The organism is Streptomyces sp. SID12501, assembly GCF_010550245.1.
In the GTDB taxonomy this organism is placed as follows: Bacteria; Actinomycetota; Actinomycetes; order Streptomycetales; family Streptomycetaceae; genus Streptomyces.
Genome location: NZ_JAAGLU010000009.1, coordinates 121,338 through 139,154, shown reverse-complemented (window position 1 = coordinate 139,154; position 17,817 = coordinate 121,338). Strand labels below are relative to the sequence as shown.

Annotated in this window: 20 protein-coding genes and 2 pseudogenes; 12 read left to right on the top strand and 10 right to left on the bottom strand. The window is 70.4% G+C overall.

What is annotated here, in order from left to right:
- Positions 1–238: 238 nt before the first annotated feature.
- Together G3I71_RS12910 and G3I71_RS12905 are read right to left on the bottom strand one after the other, a co-directional pair.
- Positions 239–1,018, bottom strand: coding sequence for an SDR family oxidoreductase (locus G3I71_RS12910; RefSeq protein ID WP_164314150.1), 780 nt, complete (start codon positions 1,016–1,018; stop codon positions 239–241).
- Positions 1,015–2,019, bottom strand: a complete 1,005-nt coding sequence (locus G3I71_RS12905) for a Gfo/Idh/MocA family protein (protein ID WP_164314149.1) — start codon at positions 2,017–2,019, stop codon at positions 1,015–1,017. The genes G3I71_RS12910 and G3I71_RS12905 overlap by 4 nt, the downstream gene beginning before the upstream one ends.
- Before the next feature lie 116 nt (positions 2,020–2,135).
- On the opposite strand from G3I71_RS12905, the gene G3I71_RS12900 reads away from it, so the two are divergent.
- Together G3I71_RS12900 and G3I71_RS12895 are read left to right on the top strand one after the other, a co-directional pair.
- Positions 2,136–3,554, top strand: coding sequence for a multidrug effflux MFS transporter (locus G3I71_RS12900; RefSeq protein ID WP_239149118.1), 1,419 nt, complete (start codon positions 2,136–2,138; stop codon positions 3,552–3,554).
- Positions 3,515–4,690, top strand: a complete 1,176-nt coding sequence (locus G3I71_RS12895; protein WP_164314148.1) for a serine hydrolase — start codon at positions 3,515–3,517, stop codon at positions 4,688–4,690. The genes G3I71_RS12900 and G3I71_RS12895 overlap by 40 nt, the downstream gene beginning before the upstream one ends.
- Before the next feature lie 19 nt (positions 4,691–4,709).
- On the opposite strand, the pseudogene G3I71_RS51065 reads toward G3I71_RS12895, so the two are convergent.
- Positions 4,710–4,817, bottom strand: a pseudogene (locus G3I71_RS51065) (SAM-dependent methyltransferase); the annotation flags it as partial.
- Between the two features lie 29 nt (positions 4,818–4,846).
- Positions 4,847–6,013 (bottom strand): helix-turn-helix transcriptional regulator, encoded by a 1,167-nt coding sequence (locus tag G3I71_RS12890; RefSeq protein WP_164314147.1) that lies wholly within the window; start codon positions 6,011–6,013, stop codon positions 4,847–4,849.
- A 445-nt stretch (positions 6,014–6,458) separates the two neighbouring features.
- On the opposite strand from G3I71_RS12890, the gene G3I71_RS12885 reads away from it, so the two are divergent.
- From G3I71_RS12885 to G3I71_RS12875, 3 genes are all read left to right on the top strand, one after another.
- Positions 6,459–7,073, top strand: coding sequence for a DUF4232 domain-containing protein (locus G3I71_RS12885; protein ID WP_164314146.1), 615 nt, complete (start codon positions 6,459–6,461; stop codon positions 7,071–7,073).
- Positions 7,074–7,392: 319 nt separating this feature from the next.
- A complete protein-coding gene (locus tag G3I71_RS12880; RefSeq protein ID WP_164314145.1) occupies positions 7,393–8,403 on the top strand; it encodes a small ribosomal subunit Rsm22 family protein in 1,011 nt (336 codons plus the stop codon).
- Between the two features lie 58 nt (positions 8,404–8,461).
- Complete coding sequence (locus G3I71_RS12875; protein WP_164314144.1) at positions 8,462–8,992, top strand: GNAT family N-acetyltransferase; 531 nt, start codon at positions 8,462–8,464, stop codon at positions 8,990–8,992.
- Between the two features lie 342 nt (positions 8,993–9,334).
- Here G3I71_RS12875 and G3I71_RS12870 read toward each other — a convergent pair whose 3' ends face one another.
- Both G3I71_RS12870 and G3I71_RS51060 read right to left on the bottom strand, forming a co-directional pair.
- Positions 9,335–9,526, bottom strand: a complete 192-nt coding sequence (locus G3I71_RS12870; protein WP_164314143.1) for a hypothetical protein — start codon at positions 9,524–9,526, stop codon at positions 9,335–9,337.
- Positions 9,523–9,783, bottom strand: coding sequence for a hypothetical protein (locus G3I71_RS51060; RefSeq protein WP_343242947.1), 261 nt, complete (start codon positions 9,781–9,783; stop codon positions 9,523–9,525). Before G3I71_RS51060 ends, G3I71_RS12870 begins: the two co-directional genes overlap by 4 nt.
- Positions 9,784–9,889: 106 nt before the next feature.
- Here G3I71_RS51060 and G3I71_RS12865 point away from each other — a divergent pair, with 106 nt between their 5' ends.
- From G3I71_RS12865 to G3I71_RS51055, 4 genes and pseudogenes are all read left to right on the top strand, one after another.
- A complete protein-coding gene (locus tag G3I71_RS12865) occupies positions 9,890–10,717 on the top strand; it encodes a helix-turn-helix transcriptional regulator (RefSeq protein ID WP_164314142.1) in 828 nt (275 codons plus the stop codon).
- The gene (locus G3I71_RS12860) at positions 10,714–10,941 is read left to right on the top strand and encodes a DUF397 domain-containing protein (RefSeq protein ID WP_164314141.1); all 228 of its coding nucleotides are present in this window, start codon (positions 10,714–10,716) and stop codon (positions 10,939–10,941) included. Before G3I71_RS12865 ends, G3I71_RS12860 begins: the two co-directional genes overlap by 4 nt.
- Positions 10,942–11,287: 346 nt before the next feature.
- A complete protein-coding gene (locus G3I71_RS12855; RefSeq protein ID WP_164314140.1) occupies positions 11,288–11,668 on the top strand; it encodes a VOC family protein in 381 nt (126 codons plus the stop codon).
- A 24-nt stretch (positions 11,669–11,692) separates the two neighbouring features.
- Positions 11,693–11,797: pseudogene (locus G3I71_RS51055) on the top strand (DUF397 domain-containing protein); the annotation flags it as partial.
- A 116-nt stretch (positions 11,798–11,913) separates the two neighbouring features.
- On the opposite strand, the gene G3I71_RS12845 reads toward G3I71_RS51055, so the two are convergent.
- Together G3I71_RS12845 and G3I71_RS12840 are read right to left on the bottom strand one after the other, a co-directional pair.
- The gene (locus G3I71_RS12845; RefSeq protein ID WP_164314139.1) at positions 11,914–12,327 is read right to left on the bottom strand and encodes a cytidine deaminase; all 414 of its coding nucleotides are present in this window, start codon (positions 12,325–12,327) and stop codon (positions 11,914–11,916) included.
- 120 nt (positions 12,328–12,447) lie between these two features.
- Positions 12,448–13,710, bottom strand: coding sequence for an MFS transporter (locus G3I71_RS12840; RefSeq protein ID WP_164314138.1), 1,263 nt, complete (start codon positions 13,708–13,710; stop codon positions 12,448–12,450).
- Between the two features lie 99 nt (positions 13,711–13,809).
- On the opposite strand from G3I71_RS12840, the gene G3I71_RS12835 reads away from it, so the two are divergent.
- Entirely contained in the window at positions 13,810–14,895 is a 1,086-nt protein-coding gene (locus tag G3I71_RS12835; RefSeq protein WP_164314137.1) for a helix-turn-helix domain-containing protein, read from the top strand.
- Between the two features lie 32 nt (positions 14,896–14,927).
- On the opposite strand, the gene G3I71_RS12830 is transcribed toward G3I71_RS12835, so the two are convergent.
- Positions 14,928–15,161 (bottom strand): DUF6243 family protein, encoded by a 234-nt coding sequence (locus G3I71_RS12830; RefSeq protein WP_203730076.1) that lies wholly within the window; start codon positions 15,159–15,161, stop codon positions 14,928–14,930.
- A 100-nt stretch (positions 15,162–15,261) separates the two neighbouring features.
- Here G3I71_RS12830 and G3I71_RS12825 point away from each other — a divergent pair, with 100 nt between their 5' ends.
- Complete coding sequence (locus tag G3I71_RS12825) at positions 15,262–15,933, top strand: TetR/AcrR family transcriptional regulator (protein WP_164314136.1); 672 nt, start codon at positions 15,262–15,264, stop codon at positions 15,931–15,933.
- 165 nt (positions 15,934–16,098) lie between these two features.
- A complete protein-coding gene (locus G3I71_RS12820; RefSeq protein WP_164314135.1) occupies positions 16,099–16,848 on the top strand; it encodes a bifunctional DNA primase/polymerase in 750 nt (249 codons plus the stop codon).
- Between the two features lie 22 nt (positions 16,849–16,870).
- On the opposite strand, the gene G3I71_RS12815 is transcribed toward G3I71_RS12820, so the two are convergent.
- Positions 16,871–17,809 (bottom strand): hypothetical protein, encoded by a 939-nt coding sequence (locus G3I71_RS12815; protein ID WP_343242946.1) that lies wholly within the window; start codon positions 17,807–17,809, stop codon positions 16,871–16,873.
- Positions 17,810–17,817: the final 8 nt, after the last annotated feature.

Below are 17,817 nucleotides of genomic sequence, written 5' to 3'. Positions count from 1 at the left end.
GGTGCGTACCTCGCGGTCCCACGCGAGGTCCACCCCCACCCGGATGTGTCATGGAGCGGCTGTCGTCTTCCCACCCCTCGGCATGGTCCGTTGTGTGTTACCGGAACCCCGGAGCATCAAGTGTGAAGCTCCGGTGGAGAAGGCGTGTTGAGCATATGCCTGCGACCGGACCGAACGCTACGGAGCAATCAATTCCACTTGTGCAGGTTGAGTCTTCGAATGCGTGCGCGAGGCCGCCTCAACCCCGTCCCACATAGGGCATCGCGGTCGCCAGAACCGTCGCGAACTGAACGTTCGCCTCCAGTGGCAGCTCCGCCATGTGACGCACGGTGCGTGCCACGTCCGCCACGTCCATGACGGGCTCCGGCGCCATCTCACCGTTCGCCTGCAGGGCGCCCGTTTGCATGCGCGCGGTCATGTCCGTCGCCGCGTTCCCGATGTCGATCTGGGAGACCGCGATACGGTACGGCCGCCCGTCCAGCGCCAGCGCCTTCGTCAGCCCCGTCAGCGCGTGCTTGGTCGCGGTGTACGGCGCCGAGTTCGGCCGGGGCGTGTGCGCGGAGATCGAACCGTTGTTGATGATCCGGCCGCCCTGCGGATCCTGCTCCTTCATCTGCCGGTACGCCGCCTGCGCGCACAGGAACGCCCCGTTGAGGTTGGTGTCCACGACGTGCCGCCAGGCCTCGTACGCCAGATCCTCCACCGCCACCCCGCCAGGACCGAACGTCCCCGCGTTGTTGAACAGCAGGTCGAGCCGCCCGAACCGCTCACGCACGGCCGCGAACAGGGCGGCCACGTCGTCGGGTCGGGCCACGTCGGCGCGTACGACGAGACAGGCGCCCTTGTGTGCGCCCTCGGACGGGAGGCCCTCGGGTGCGAGCGCCGCCGTCTCCTCCAGGCGTTCGGTACGGCGGCCCGTGAGCGCCACCGACCAGCCCGCGCCGAGCAGTTCGAGGGCGACCGCGCGCCCGATACCGGAACCGGCACCGGTCACGACCGCGATCTTCCCCTCGCTCACGCGCGGGCCTCGCCGGGGTAGCGGACGCCGATCTGCTCGCGGATGGTGTCCATCGTCCGCATCACGGCGAGCGTGCCGTCGAGCGGGACGAGCGGGGACTCGGTCTCGCCGGCCCGCAGAGCGCGCATCACCTCGGTGGCCTCGTGCCGGAAGCTGTTGCGGGCGCCGTGGTCGGGGGCGGCGACGAACTCCTCGGGGTCGCGGCCGTCACGGTGCAGCACGAACCGGTCCGCGAAGAAGAACCCGCCGGGAACGTCGATCCGGCCCTTGGAACCGGTCACCGACGCGCTGGTGGACGTACCGCCGACGATGGAGCAGTGCACCGAGGCGAGAGCACCGCTCTCCCAGGAGAGCAGTGCTCCCGTCTGGAGATCGACGTTCTCCTCGGAGAGCACCGCTCTCGCTGAGATGCCGTCGGGCTCCCCGAGCAGCAGATGAGCGAACGACACCGGGTAGACGCCCAGGTCGAGCAGCGCCCCGCCGCCCTGCGCCGGGTCCCGCAGCCGGTGCGAGGGCGGGAAGGGTCCCTCAAGCCCGAAGTCGGCCTGAACGGTCCGTACATCCCCGATCGCACCATCGTCGACCAGCGCCTTCAGCCGCCGGATGACCGGGTTGCAGTACGTCCACATGCCCTCCATCAGGAAGGTGCCGCGCTCCCTCGCCAGCGCGACGAGTTCCTCCGCCTCCCGCACGTTCAGCGTGAACGCCTTCTCGCACAGCACGTTCCGCCCGGCCTCCAGACACAGGCCCGCGGCGGCTCGGTGCGCCGCGTGCGGAGTGGCGACGTACACCACGTCCACGTCGGCGTCCTCGGCCAGCGACGCCCAGTCGCCGTAGGCCCGGGGGATGCCGAAACGTTCCGCGAACGCCTTCGCGGAGGCCTCCGTCCGTGAGGCGACCGCCACGAGCTCCGCGTCCGGCAGATCCACCAGATCCGCCGCGAACGCCGCCGCGATCCCTCCCGTAGCCAGAATTCCCCACCGCACGCGCTCAGCCGACATGCCAGCCCCTAGTCCCGTGACCTTTGTTACCTCGAACATCCTGTACGAACGGAATGTACGAACCGCCTGTACGAGCTGAGAGCATAGGTGGCGGATTACTCGAAAAGGGAGGGCGTATGCCCGAGCGTGGCCAAACCACGCGGGACGGGAAGCGTCCCCAGGCGGAGACGGACACAGGGGCAGGACCAGCGGCAAAGACAGAGCCGGCGGCACAGACAGCGGGGCAGACAGAGCCGGCGGCGGAGACAGTGGCACTGGCAGCGGCAGCGGCAGCGGTAGAGATACGGAAGGACATACCCGGCTCCGCCCGCTCCCTCCGCCGCACCGGCCTCCTCGTCACCTTCATGCTCGGCGGGCTGACGGCGACACCCCCGCTGGCGATGGACATGTACCTCCCGTCCCTCCCCGAGGTCACGACCTCCCTGCACGCGTCCGCCGCGAGCGTCCAGCTGACCCTGACCGCCTGTCTGGCGGGCATGGCCCTCGGCCAGCTCCTGATCGGCCCGATGAGCGACCGATGGGGCCGCCGACGCCCCCTGCTGGCCGGCCTGGTGGTGTATGTCGTGGCCACCGTCCTGTGCGCCCTCGCGCCCAGCCTGGAGTTCCTGGTCGCCTTCCGGCTGCTCCAGGGACTGGCGGGCTCGGCCGGGATAGTCATCGCCCGGGCGGTCGTACGGGACCTGTACGACGGCGTGGCCATGGCCCGCTTCTTCTCCAGCCTCATGCTGATCTCGGGCGTCGCCCCGATCGTCGCGCCGCTCATCGGCGGCCAGATCCTGCGCGTGACGGACTGGCGGGGCGTGTTCGCCGTCCTCACGGTGGTCGGGATCGCACTCGCGGTGCTGGTCTGGTTCCGCCTCCCCGAGACCCTCGACCCGGCCGACCGTCACGCCGGCGGAGTCGGTGAGGCGCTCCACTCCATGCGCGTCCTCCTCGCGGACCGGGTCTTCACCGGGTACGTCCTGGCGGGCGGCTTCGCCTTCGCGGCCCTGTTCGCGTACATCGCCGCGTCCCCCTTCGTGATCCAGGAGATCTACGGCGCCTCCCCGCAGACGTTCAGCCTGCTGTTCGGCGTCAACTCGGTCGGGCTGGTGATCGTCGGCCAGATCAACGGCAGGATCCTGGTCGGCCGGGTGTCGATGGACAAGGTGCTGGCTGTGGGCCTGGCGGTGATCACCCTGTCGGCGACGGCGCTGCTGCTGATGTCGACGGGCGTGTTCGGCGAGGCGGGCCTGTTCCCGGTGGCCACCGCGCTCTTCGTGCTGATGTCGGCGATGGGCCTGGCGATGCCCAACACCCAGACCCTCGCCCTGATGCGTACGCGCCACTCGGCGGGCGCCGCGTCCGCTCTTCTGGGCACCACCTCCTTCCTGATCGGCGCGGTCGCCTCCCCGCTGGTGGGCATCGCCGGCGAGCACACCGCCGTCCCGATGGCGGTCGTCCAACTGGTGGCGGCACTGGTGGCGGTCGGCTGCTTCGTGGGACTGTGCCGTCCTTGGAACAGACGTACGACCCTGGAGGGAGTGGAGAGCTGAGCGCCGTACCCAGACTGCGCGCCGACACCCCGGAACGGGCCGGCCTGGACCCCGAGGAGATGCGTCACCTCGCACGAGAGGTACGCACCCTCACCACCGGCGAGCGCCCCTGGGCCCCGGCCGCGGTCGTGATCGTCGGGCGCGGCCCGGTGATCGCGGTGGAGGCGGCGGCGGGCTGGGCGGTGCGGTACGCCTCGTACGACGAGCGCACGGACGCGGGAGTGGAACTCCCGGCGGCGGCACGGATCCCGGCAACGACGTCGACGCCCTTCGACCTCGCCTCCCTCACGAAGCTGTTCACGGCGGTGGCGGCGGTGCAGCAACTGGAGCGCGGCACACTGGGCATGGACGCCCGGGTGGCCGCGTACCTGCCGGACTTCACGGCGGCGGCCCAACACGGCATCACCGTACGACAGTTACTCACCCACACCTCGGGCCTGCGCCCCGAACTCCCGCTGTACGACTGCCCGGACGACGCGGCCCGCCGAGCACTGCTACGGGCGGAGGCGCCGTCGTCCGAGCCGGGCCACTACGCCTACTCCGACCTGAACATGCTGCTCCTCCAGTACGTCCTGGAGCGCGTCACGGGACGCACCCTGGACGTCCTGATCCGCGACGGCATCACCCGCCCCCTCGGGATGACGGCGACCGACTTCGGCCCCTGCCCCGACGCGGCGGCGACCGAGGACCAGCGCAGGCCGTGGGCCAAGGCGGAACGGGGGATGGTGCGGGGCGAGGTCCACGACGAGAACGCGTGGGCGCTGGGCGGGGTGACGGGCCACGCCGGCCTGTTCTCCACGGCCCACGACCTGGCGGTCTTCTGCCGCTGCCTGCTGGCGGGCGGCGCGTACGGCCCGGCACGCATCCTCGGCCCGGACCACGTGGAACTGCTGCTGACCCCGCCGGGTCTGGGCTTCGCCATCGACCAGCCTTGGTTCATGGGGGAGTTGGCGGGGCGGGGCGCGGCCGGCCACACGGGCTTCACGGGTACGTCCCTGGTCCTGGACCGGGCCACGGACACGTTCGTGGTGCTGCTGACGAACGCGGTGCATCCGAAACGGAGTTGGGGACGCGTGGGGAACGGGCCCCGGGTGAGGGTGGGGGACCGGGTTGCTCGAGGGGTGCGGGGAAGATGAGGGCGCGCCACGCTGTCCGTCAGGCAGGCCGCCGTGCCACGAACACGAACTCCCGGCCGGGGCGGTCGGGTGCGTCGCGCACCTCCCGTACCTCGTAACCCTGGGACAGCAACTCCCTCTCGACCTGTCGGACGGGCTGCGCGGCCTGTTGCCTCGTCAGCCGCCGGTCATGGGGACCCAGCCATGGGGGGCGCGGTACCAGTACTGCGGTAGCCCCTTGATGCTGGTGGTGCGGAACGGGCGGCCGTGGTCGTCGATGCGCACCGAGCCGGTTCGACCCTGTGAGGACCAGTCGAGTTCGAGATACCAGTCGCAGGTGCAGGACTCGGTGCGCGCGGCGAGCAGCAGGACCTCCGGCTCCCGCAGGGACACCTGGTAGGGGAAGCCGATCGCGGGGGCCGGCCGGTCCGGGTCGTTGCCGGGCATCGAACGGGCCAGGGGTCGGCGCGCGTCGAGGTTCACGGAGAAGTAACGGGGGACGAGGATGGCGCCGCAGCCTTCATACGTGGAGTAGGCGATGCCCCGGCGGGAGGCGGGGGTGGTGTGATTTACCACGCGCACATGCAGTGCCTCCAGGACGACTGCGGCGGAGTCACGTCCCTGCACCGAGATCCGCAGATTGGTGGTGCGCCCGTGCACCGCCCCCTGGGATGCGGCCCACACCGCGGCGTCTGCCGGGGCCGGCGGCGGTGGGACCTCCTGCGGTGGCTTGGCGATGACGTAGTTGTGGTCGCATTCGTCCTGCCAGAGCTGGGAGTTGGCCGTCCAGGTGAGCGGGGCCTGCGGTGGGACCGTGCCGGCGCTCGCCGACGACCCTCCGCCACCGGAGGAGGGACCGGCAGCGGACGTGGTGAGGCCGGCGAGCGCGATGGCGAGCGAGGCCGCCAGCGCTGTCGATCGCAGGGGCCGTCGTCGGGGGCGCCCGGCATGGGGCCGCCGGTCGGCCGGTGAGGCCGACTCGGGTGCCTTGTCCGCATGGCTGCTGTGGCTCGCGGATGCGGACGGCGCCACGGTGCTCGTGGTGTCGTGGGGCGTCGGTGCCCGCCGGGCATCGGATGGGCGTGGCCGTTGCCGTGCCGCGACTGCCAGGATCCACCGGCGGTGCAACTCCACGCGTTCCTCGGGGGAGGCTCCGCAGAGTGCGGCGAACCGCTCGATCCGGGTGAACTCCATGGGAACCGTCTCACCGGCGCAGTAGCGGTGCAGCGTGGAGGCATTCAGGCCCAGACGGCGGGCCAGTGCCGCGTAGCTGCGGTCCGTGCGGTCCTTCAGACGCGTCAGCAGCAGCGCGAACTCCGCTACGTCGTCGTGGATTGCATCCATGTGGTCCGTACTCGCATCCATCCGTCGGCCTGTGCCGTCCCGTCATGTCCAGATCCGGGACGGCATCCCGGGCACTCCCCATACCTGCACGTCAATAAGGCCGGGATGGTTGCAGGGTTGCGCCATCCCTCTCCTCGGGACCACCCTCACCAGCGGCCCTGGGGCGCCGCCTTCCGCGCCGCCGGCCGGCTGCCCCGCTCACTCGAAGGCCGAGGCGGCGGGGGCGGATCGAGTCCCCCGGGCGTCCGGACGCCGGTCCCAGGGGGCTTCCCATCCCGGACAGACATCCCAGGCTTCCTCGTCCCCGCAGGTCGGCGGGGGTGGGATCGTCCCACCGTTGCAGGTTGAGGGCAGCCGTTGTCCCAGCCCCACGGGGCACCCGACGCTGTGGTTGTCGCACCGGCTGAAGCGGCCGACTCGTACCGATCAGAAAAGGAACAAGCAAATGAACATGAAGTCCCTTGCGGTCCACCATGTGGCCGTGGCCGCAGGTCTCGTCCTGGCTGTTGGGTGTGGTGTGTCGGGACAGGCCTCCACCACCGGGCCGCAGACGATCAGCGGGAAGGCCGCCGATGCCGCGGTGACGCACCGCTCGGGCGGCAGCGGCGCCAAGGGCACCATCGCCGCCTGCTCCCAGAAGGACCTCGGGGTGTCCGCCGTGACGGAGCCCGCAGACAGCAAGGACGCCAGGCACCTCCTCCTCACCGTCCAGAACGCCGGCGACAGGAAGTGCAACCTCTACCGCTACCCTCTCGTGCGGCTTGGCAACGGTCGGACCACAGCCCCCGTGATCAAGGAGAGCGACGCGACCCCGGGCGTGCCCGTCACCCTCGCTCCGGGTAAGGAGGCATATGCCGCACTGCTCGTCAACGGCCCCATGGACGAGTACGAGGCGAAGAGCATCACCCTCAGCCTCCAGGGTCGTGAGACCGGCAGCCCCGCGGGCAAGCCGATCGATGTCCCCATGCCCGTCGACACGTTGTACGCCAACGACTTTCAGCGGGTGACCTACTGGACGACTGCTCCCGGCTTCGCCCTGGACTTCATCATGTCGAAGTGACGTGACGGTCCCCGATCGGAACCGCCTCCCAGCGGCTGATCGGAACGCTCACACGGCCTACTGAACACCGGCCGAGGTCGGCCGATGGCGCGGCAGCACCACAACACCCCCACCCACCATGCGCCCGCCCCTGGGACACCCATGTCCTCAACCGCCCAGGACGCGAGGTGAGGCGGGTGGGGTACAGCGGGACGCACGCGTGCGTGATCGGTCGGCGCGCCCGCCGTGGTGGCCGGCATTCGCGCGGCTCATGCACCCCGGCCTCCGGTCATTCTCGAGGGAAACTCGTCACCTTCACCCCCACCTCTAGAATCACCCCGTGAACTCCCCCGTCTCCCCAGCCGACGCCCTACGCGCCTCCCTCGCCGGTCTGCTTCACGGGCTGCCGCCGAAGGCGGCCACGCAGGCGGTCGAGCGGCTGATCGCCAACTATCGGGGGCGGACGCCGACCGACGCGCCCGTGCTGCGGGACCGGTCCGACGTGGCCGCGTACGCCGCCTACCGGATGCCGGCCACCTTCGAGGCGGTGTGCTCGGCGCTGGACGCCTTCGCCGGGGCGGCGCCCGGATGGGTGCCCGGCAGCCATGTCGACGTCGGGGGCGGGACGGGGGCCGCGACCTGGGCGGTCAACGCCGTGTGGGCGGGCGTACGGCCCGTCACCGTGCTCGACTGGGCCGAGCCGGCGCTCGCCCTCGGGCGGGAGATCGCCGCCGCCAACCCGGAGCTGAAGGGTGCGGAGTGGCAGCGCTCTCGTATCGGAGCGGCGCTCAAGATCGAGAGCGCTGATCTCGTCACGATCGCCTACGTGCTCGGCGAACTGACCGACGCCGACCGCACCTCCGTGGTCGACGCGGCGGCCGGCGCCGCCCAGGCCGTCGTCGTCATCGAACCCGGCACCCCCGACGGCTACCTCCGCGTCATCGCGGCCCGCGAGCAACTCGTCCGCGCCGGATTCCACATCGCGGCCCCCTGCCCGCACAGCGCGGCCTGCCCGATCGTCCCCGGCGAGGACTGGTGCCACTTCTCCGCCCGGGTCAGCCGCTCCGCCCTCCACCGCAAGGTGAAGGGCGGCTCCCTCCCGTACGAGGACGAGAAGTTCAGCTACGTCGCCGCCACCCGCTTCCCGGTGACCCCGGTGCCTGCCCGGATCGTACGCAGGCCGCAGATCCGCAAGGGGCAGGTGCTCCTGGACCTGTGCGAGACGGACCTCTCGCTCCGCCGGGAAACGGTCACGAAGCGGCACGGTGTTCTCTACCGGGCCGCCCGGGACGCGGACTGGGGGGACGCTTGGCCGCAGGCCGCGGCGGACGGGAACCAGGGCCTGAGGTGAAAGTGGATCGCATAAAATGCCTGATCACAGGGGCTAGACGGGTGTTATCGTCGCCCGCATGCCAGAACTGATCCCACCCACAGGCCGGCTCCAGTCCTCATGGCTCGCGGCGCGCGACGAGTGGTCTCCCGGTGCCCACCAGGACGGAACCGGCTTGCGTCTCGCACCTGAAACGGGCCTCGACAGCCCCGAGGTTTTCGCGGAGTGGGTCGAGCGACTGCGGCAGCAGTCGGACAGATCGGTTGCCGTGAGAGAAGGGCACGTCCACGCCACCCACTGGTGGATCGTCGAGGGCGACAGCTATCTGGGTGCCATCGATCTACGGCACTATCTGAACGCCGTTCTGCTTGATCTCGGCGGGCACATCGGCTACAGCATCCGGCCCTCCGCCCGGAGACGTGGCCTGGCCACGTGGGCCCTCGGGGCGATTCTCATCGAGGCCCGTACGCTCGGGCTTGGCCGGGTCCTCGTCACCTGCGACGACGACAATGTCGGATCGGCGTGCACCATCGAGCGCAACGGCGGCGTCCTGGAAGACGTCCGTACCACCGACGACGGCATCAAGCGCCGCTACTGGATCAATCTGTAGGCAGCAAGGGCGCACCCGTCATGGTCACTTCGTGGCGGACCGTGAGTTTGATGGCCCGATGGATGTCGACGGGCGGGAGTTGGCGCTGGGGGATTTCCTCTCGGAGGCGAGGAGGGCTTGGAGGAGGGCTTGGTGGATCTCGCGCGAGATGCCCAGGTCCAGCAGCGACAGCCCCGCTCCGAGTCGCCCGTGCGTCGCGTGGTCGGCGTGCAGTCTGGCGGCCCCGGCAGCCGCCGATGACTAACGACCGCTCTGCGTAGGCGACTTGCTCCACACGGGCGGGTCGTTTTCTCCCTCGCGGAGAACCTATGCCGCCGAGCATGCCGGCTCTTCTCTCCCGATTCACGATCGCTCCCCGTGTTCGGCAACCCGGTGCCGAGTACGCAGCACGCGGCAGTCGCTCACCTTGCTCGCGTCCCGTTCGGCTCTGGCGGCGGCTTCGGTCCGGTCGAGTTCCTGGCAGCCCCAACATCCGTCGGACTGGGCGCTGTTGGCGTTGCTGTTGAGGTCGGTGTCGGTATTGGTGTCGGTCACGCCACTTCTCCCCGGCTTCTGGCGTTCTCGCGCGCCGTCCTGGCGCTGAGGCACTCGGCGGGTGTGGCGGGCCGGACGTGTTCGGGGTCCGCGTCCCACTCCGTTCCGCCGCAGACCGGACGCAGTGACCAGTACGGGCCGGCCGTACCCCGGAACTCCCCGACTCGGCCTTCACGGCTGGTGTCCACCACGAGTGTGCCGGGGGTCGGCAGGTGTGGGGGTTCTCGCCTGTGTGCGGGAACACTCTCTCCGGACACAACCCCTCCTCTCCGTAGTCGTTCCACTACCAAGGCGTTTCAGCGTGACCCAGAGGCGGGAACCCTTCAACTTGTCAGGCGAGGACGGAAGGTTGATGGAAAAACTTTGAACCGCAAGGAGTTGGACCCGGACAGCTCGCCCCAGGCGGCCTTCGGGGCGCGACTGCGCAGTTCACGAGAGGCGCGCGGCTGGACGCAGGATGAGTTGGCAGAGCGGATGGGGTACTCGAGCACACACATTTCGTCGGTCGAAACCGGTCGCAAACTTCCAACCTTGCGTCTCGCGCGGAGTGCGGATTCGGCGTTGGGGACAGGCGACACGTTCGAGCGCGCATTTCGCAAGGTGCGGAACGCGGGGCTGTTGGAAGGCTTCCCGCAGTTCGTCGACCACGAGGCGCAGGCGGTGGAGATCCGGCTGTACGAGGTGGGTGTCGTCCCCGGTCTGCTCCAGACGCCCGAGTACGCGGCGGTTCTCGCGCGGAGCGCCGTGCGGCGGGGTGCGATCACGAGCGACCAGGCGGACGAACGCGTCGCGCTCGTCGCGGAACGGCAGGCCACGCTTGTCCGGACACCCCCGCCGATGGTCTTCGTGGTGCTGGACGAAAGCTGCGTCCGTGTGCCCATTGGTGAACCCGCCGTCATGGAGGCCCAGTTGGCGCGGTTGGTCGAGTTCGCGGAGCTGCCGAACACTGTCCTCCAGGTCGCTCCGTTCGCGATGGGGTCCCGTCGTCCGTTCGACTTGCCGATCTACATCCTGACTCTGCCGGACCGATCGCTGGTGTCCTACGCCGAGTCCGCTCACCGCGGTCATCTCGAACGGGAAAGCACTTTCGTACTGCCGATGCTGACGGCCTACCATCAGTTGCAGGCTGAAGCGCTCTCTCAGGCGGCATCTGTGGCCATGATCGAGCAGTTACGAAAGGGCACCTCGTGACGACCGAATCCCCGCGTTGGTTCACGTCTTCGTACAGCAACAACGGCGGCGCATGCGTAGCGGTCGCCGCAAACCTCGTCGCCTCGCGCGGCCTGGTCCCCGTCCGTGACTCCAAGAACCCGAGCGGCCCGGTTCTGGACTTTCCCGTCGACGCGTTCTCGTCCTTTGTCGAGGGCGTCAAGAGCATCAAGGGCGTCAGGGCCGGAGAGTTCGGCGCCGTCTGACCGTCCGACCGTCTGACCGTCTGACCGTCTGGCTCCGCACGTAGTGCGCAGCAGCAGAGGCCCCGCCGCGCCCCCTGTCAGGAGGGAGCATGGTGGGGCTTTGTTGCTGCGTCGCCCAGCCTTTCTCACGGCTGTCTGTGGGCCCCGTACGAGGACGAGAAGTTCGGCCACGTCGCCGCCCCACCCGTTTCCCGGTGGCCCTGGCGCCCGCTCTCCGTAGCCGCCCTGAAATCATTCGCCCGCACTCGCCTCGTTCGATACGGTCGCGAGGTTGTTTTCACTGCTGGGAGCACGTGGGGTTCACGTGTGGCCCCCGGCGGTTCCCAGGTTGAGAGCAGGTTTCGTCATGGCATGTCGTATCAGTGAGCTCGTGCTCGGTTGTCGCAACCCTGAGGTGCTGGCGCGGTTCTGGTGCGAGGTCCTGGACTTCGTCGTGCTCGATCGCGAGGGCGACGACATGTACGAGATCGGGCCGCGCGAGGGGTTCGGCGGTCCGCAGCCGACGATCATCCTCAGCCGCAGGGACGAGCCGGAGCCGGGGAAGACCCGGCTGCACATCGACGTCAACGCCACCGACCGGGACCAGGACGCCGAGCTTGAACGCCTGCTGAAACTCGGTGCGCGTCCGGCCGACATCGGCCAGACAGGGGAGGAGCAGTGGCATGTCCTGACCGACCCCGAAGGCAATGAGTTCTGCCTGCTCAAGGCCCGCCTCAACCCGCTCTGATGCGGTGACGGCGCTTGCGCAGCGGTTGCCGTAAACCTGCTCGCCTCGCGCGGGGTGGTCCCCGCCCGTGGCTCCAAGGACCCGGGCGGCCGGGTTCTGGGCTTCGCCGCCGACGCGTTCTCGTCCTTTGGCTCCGCCCAGCCTTGGCCGATGGTGTGTACCGGGACCTTCGGCCGGATGAACTGCTTGCCGGCATCGGTACGCCGACCGTCGTCGGCAGTGCGGCGCCGGGTCTGGTGGCGGGCCTACTCGGCGTCCAGCTGATGGTCGGCCCAGACGTAGCTCTCGGGAAGCAGGTCGGTGATGCGGACGGTTCTGATGCTGTCGCCCGTACCGACGATGACCTTGAGCGTGGGGAAGTAGTCGAGGAGGACCTGACGGCACCGGCCGCACGGCGGGACCACGCCTCGGTCGCGGTCGCCCACGGCGACGATCGTGTCCAGGTCGTACGCGCCCTGAGCGGCTGCCGTGCCGATGAGGACCAGTTCGGCGCAGGGGCCGCCGGTGAAGTGGTAGGCGTTCACGGCCGTGACGATGCGGCCGTCCTGGGCACGGGCCGCGGCAGCCATGGTGTGGTTGTCGCCCCGGCAACGCGTGCGGGCGATGTGCGCCGCGGCCTCGATGAGCTCGTGGTCGACGGGGTGGGGTCGGCTGGTCATCTTCTCCGCTTTCGTGAGGTGTCAGGAGACGTTGACCCAGGTGACGAGGGCGCGCAAGTCAGTATCCGCCGCGGTTCCTGATCCTCGTCCTCCTCACCCTGCTCACCCTGCTCACCCTGCTCATCCTGCCTCTTTGTCCTGCCCGTCCTCCTCGTTCTTCTCGCCGGCAACGGCTGCGGCGGAGACGAGCGTCGCGGCCGCGAGGCTGCCCCAGAGAGCGGTCGGGCCGTGGGGGGCGAGGGAGGTGATGACCGCCGGGGAGACGGCGAGGCCGAAGCCCGTGGAGAGTTGGAAGCGGGCGAGGGCGCGGCCCAGGGCATGGGCCGGGGCGAGGGCGCTGACGAGCGCGGTCGCGCTGCCGGCGTAGACGATCTCGCCGATCGTGCAGACCACCGACACCGCGGCGACGGCCGGGGCCGCCCAGCCGTGTCCCAGTGAGGTGGCCGCGAGGAAACCGAGGTAGGACACGGAGAGTACGACGCCGGCGCCGGCCAGCACGGTCCGCCTGGGGAAGCGGGACAGCAGGACGGTCACCGGGATCTGCAGGGTGACCACCAGCACCGTGTTGGCCACGAAGATGGCCGCCGACCACACCGGGGACGCGTGCAACTGGGTCACCAGGACCAGCGGGAGCGCGATCTCGGGGACGTTGAGGCAGAAGACGTAGACCACGTTCGCGGCCAGCACCGCGCGCATCCGAGGGGCGGGAGCGGCGGGTCCGTCCGTGGCCCCGGCGGCGGCGGGATGCGCGCGCAGCTGGACCGACCACGCCAGGGCCGCAGCCGTGAGATAGGAGAGCCCGGTGACGGCTGCCAGGACCTGCAGTGCGGCGGCGCCGCCCGTCAGGCTCGCGGTGGCGATGAGCGCGCCGACGCCCAGGCCGGCGTTACGAAGGGCGCGGCCCGCCGCGAGGGCGGCGTCGCGGTCCCGGCCGTGGGCGATCGTGGCCACGAGAGCCGCGTGGGCGGCCGGCCAGGTCTGGTTGCCGATGCCGAGGAAGAGCGCCGCCGTCGCGAACAGCCCGATGTGCCCCGCCGGGGTGGCCAGCAACAGCGCCACGCCCAGTACCCGCACCAGCATCGACGCCGCCACGACCGTGCTGCGGGCGCCCCGGTCCAGCCATCGGCCCACCGCGGGCATGCACACCAGTCCGGCGACGATGCCGACCGTCATGGCGACGCCGGTGGCCGGCGCGGACAGCCTCAGCACCGTCACCCCGTAGAGCAGCAGGAAGGGCCGCAGCAGGCCGGTGCCGAGCGCGTCCACGGCCAGGGCGACGGCATAGCGGGGTCCTCCGGAGGCGCGGACGAGGGCGCGGGGCCGGATCTTCGTACTGGTGGTCGTGGTGGTCGTGGTGGTCGTGGTGGCCGTAGTGGTCGGCATGGCGTCAACGGTGCGTACGGCCGCCCGGTCGGCCGCGTCGGTTGACGGACACCGTCAACCGACGCCGTCGCCGGCCGTCCGGCCAGCGATGATGGGCGGATGACGCTGCGCATCGACATCAGCGGACTGCCGTCCGAGCGACTGCGGTTCGCCGCCTCCCCGTTGGCCGAGCTGACCGCGATGCTGCACGTGCTGGCCGAACCCGGGCATCATCCGCAGCTCGCCGGCTGGGCCGCGGACGTGTGGGCGGGCCTGCGGCCGGAGCTGGCCGAGCGGCTCAGGGAGGCGGACTTCCTCTGGCGTTCCTCGCAGGCCGACTTCCTGATCCCCGCCCGGCCCCGGTCGACCCTCGCCGAGGAGCTGGACGACGTGGACCGGATCGACGACGAGACGTATGTGACCGCCGCGCTCGTCACCACCTGCGGCAGCAACCGGGTCCACTTCGGCGCGCCGTCGCCGCTCGCCGACGCGACCGCGCGCGAGTGGGCCCTGGGTCTGGCCCAGGCCCGCGGCGCACGGCAGGAGGCCTTCGCGGAACGCCTGCTCGCGGACCCGGCCGCCGTACGGGCACGGGTGCGCGACACCCTCGAACAGTGTGCCGAGGCCTTCTTCGACGCCGCCTGGACGGACGTCGCCGTGCGGCTCGCGACCGATCTGCGCCTGAAGAACGACCTGTTGAAACGCCAGGGCGTCGGAGCGGCACTCGCGTCGGTCTCCGGCGCGGTCACCCTGGCACCGGACGGCGACTGCATCATCGTCGACAAGCTGCAGGACAAGGCGACCGCCGCCCACGGCACCGGAGTCACCTTCATCCCCAGCGTCTTCGGCCGCCCGCACCTGGTCGCGGTCCACGCGCCCGGCTGGCAGCCGGTGGTCCAGTACCCCGTGGCCGAGCCGGGTCCGGCGGAGCCGGTGCCGCTGGAAACGGTCACCCTGCGGCTTGAGGCACTCGCCCATCCGGTACGGCTGCGGCTGCTGCGCACCCTGGCCCGCGGTCCCCGCACCACCCGTGAACTGGCCCATGTGTGGGACCTCTCACCACCGGAGGTTTCCCGCCATCTCGCCGTCCTGCGCCGCGCGGACCTGCTCACGGCCCGCCGGCACGGCCGTTACGTCCGCTACACCCTCAATCTGCCCGACCTGACGGCGCTCGGAACCGACCTGCTGGCGGCCGTACTGCGGTGAGCGGTCCCCGGTACTGCGGTGAGCGGCCCCGGTCACTCGGCCGTCGGGTCGGCCCCGTCCGACGTAGGCCCGTCCTGCGCGCTCTCCTGTGCGCCCTCCTCCTCGGCGCGCTTCTCCTGCAGCTTGCGCACCAGCTCCCGCTTCTGGGCCTGCGGGTCGGCCCCGCCGCCCGTCTGCTTGCCCCGGCCGCCGCCCCGCAGGGCGCCCTTGCCCAGGTTGCTGCGGGTGCCGCCGACTCCGAGCATGTTTCCGCCACCTCGTGCCATGACCCATCTCCTTCGTTTCTGACGAAACGTATCGTCTCGTTCGGTTCGACCTCACCCTGAGGCGAGACGCTCCGTCTTGTCAACCTGATAAATTGCCGAAATGGTCCAGAAGCCCACCCCAGCCAAACCCACCCCAGCCAAACCCGGCCCCGACTCCACCCGCCGCAGTGAGAAGTCCCGCCGCGCCATCTACGGTGCCGCACTCGCGCTCGTCGGCGAGGTCGGGTATCAGAAGACGACCATCGAGGGCATCGCCGCCCGGGCCGGCGTCGGGAAGCAGACCATCTACCGCTGGTGGGCCTCCAAAGGGGACGTGCTCATGGAGGCCTTCGTCGATCTGAGCGAGCAGGCCGCCGAAGCCGCCCAGCCCGGGCGACAGTACGCCATCCCGGACACCGGTGATCTCGCCGCCGACCTCAAGGCCGTACTGCGCGCCACCGTCGACGAACTGCTCGATCCCGCGTTCGAGGTCCCCTCCCGCGCCCTCGCCGCCGAAGGCCTCGTCAACGAGGAGCTCGGGCGCAGGTTCGTCGCCCGGCTGCTCGAACCCTCCCTCCAGCTCTACGTCCAGCGACTGCGCGCCGCCCAGGACGCGGGGGAGGTCCGGGCCGGCGTCGACCCCCGTATCGCCCTCGAACTCTTCGTCTCCCCGCTCGCCCAGCGCTGGCTCCAGCGCACCGGACCGATCTCGTACGAGTACACGGACACCCTTGTCGACTACGCCCTGGGCGGGATCGCCGCACCCGGCGACGGCCGGAGCGGGAATGGCTGAAAGTGGTGGGTGGTAAATCCTGCTAATCAGCCTGAAAACGGTTTATTCCACTCCCCGTACGCCTCGTCCCCCCTACCCCGGATGTCGACTCCGGCCTCCCACACCGCAGGATGGTGGGAGCATGGAGCAGGCTGTCCGCACAACAGCAGCGAGGCGAGGCGATACATGAGCGCGGAGTTCGGCGGTAGTACGACAGGCTGGCAGGGCAGGATCTTCCAGTGGCTGCGTGGAGGCCGTACGAATGCCCGGGCGGACGCCGCCACCGCCGCCGAGAGCGGGCGCCGTGAGGAACTGCTGCTCGCCGCCGCCCGTGCCGGACTGCCCATCGCGCCCGCCGCGCACCCCTCCGCCTACCGATGTTCCTGTGACCGCGTCGGCTGTCCCATGCCCGCCCGGCACCCGATCTCCTTCGCCTGGCACACGCAGTCCACCACCGACCGCGCCCAGATCGAGCGCTGGGCCAGGCACCAGCCGCAGGCCAACTTCATCACCGCGACCGGCATAGTCCACGACGTCCTCGACGTGCCTCTCGAAGCGGGCCGCGAGGCGCTGGAGCGACTGCTCGGGGCCGGGATCGAGGTCGGACCCGTCGCCGAGAGCGACGACGGACGGCTCCTGTTCTTCACCCTCACGCGCGGCACCCCCGACGACGAGGACGAGTGGTGGCCCTGCGAACTGGACTGCCACCCCGAGACCATGGACGAGCATCCGGGCCTGCGTTGGCACTGCCGCGGGTCCTACGTCCTCGTACCGCCCGCCCGGTTGACCGGTGAGCAGGGCGTCTACTGGGTGCGTGGACCGGAGTTCGCCCTCCCCGACCCGCTGAGCCTGCTCGAAGTCCTCACCGACGCCTGCGCCCGGTACGCCGGTGAGGAGCCCGACCACGCCACCGCGGCCTGGCCCCACCGCAACTGAACCGCTGCCCGGCAAGCCTGAGTTACTCGCCCTGCGCCGCCGTCAGACCCTGGATGCGGCTCAGGAACTCCACGCCCTGGTTCGCGGCAGCCTTCCCCGGGTCCAGCACCACCTGGTTCGACACGAACTCCAGTGTCAGCGACTGCTTGATCTCGCCCGTCGTCAGCGCCAGCACACTGTCGCTCTGGGCCGGGATCGAGGTGCCCTGCGCGGCAGTCTGCTTCTCGTAGTGGTGCGTGGCGAAGAAGACCAGCGCGCCGCCGTCCGCCGTACGCAGGCCCAGCGGGGCGAAGTCGCCCTTGCCGAGCGGCTCGTCGATGAACTGGGTGACGAGCCCGGGCTTGATGGCACTCTTCTTTCGCTGCTCCACCCAGCCGCTCGTGTGCGCACCCGGCGCGAAGACGTCGCCGCTGCCGTCCTTCAGGTAGGTCGCGTAGTCCGCGCTCAAGTCCTTCGGGGCGACGGCCAGTTCGGCCGAGTTCACCGTCACCGGCTCCGCGAGACCGTCCTTGTCCGTCTTGAACACCGGTACGTCGTCCGGGTCGAGCAGCGTCAGATACGCCACCGCCCACGGCTCGGCCACGTTGCTGCGCGTGAACACCAGCAGCCAGCGTGCCTCGTTGCCCTTGTTGGCGTCGGCGTTCGCGACGAACCAGCGCGGCCAGCCCGCCTTCTTCGGGATCGTGAACCGGGTGTCCGTGAACTCCAGCGGTGTGTACGACGGGTTGCCGGCCGGGCTGACCTCGTGACCGGCGTCCAGCCGGGCCGCGTCGATCGCGCCGAGGGCACCGGTGACGTAGTCGGCGTCCAGGGCACGGTCGTACGCCTTGTCCGCCTTGTTGTACGCGGCCGTGAAGTCCTTCAACGCCGCGGCGGCCTCCGTCGGGGTCGCCGCCGGGAGCACCTCGCGCTCGCCGTGCACCACGACACAGCCGCTCGCGGCCAGGGACAACACGGTCACCGAGGCCG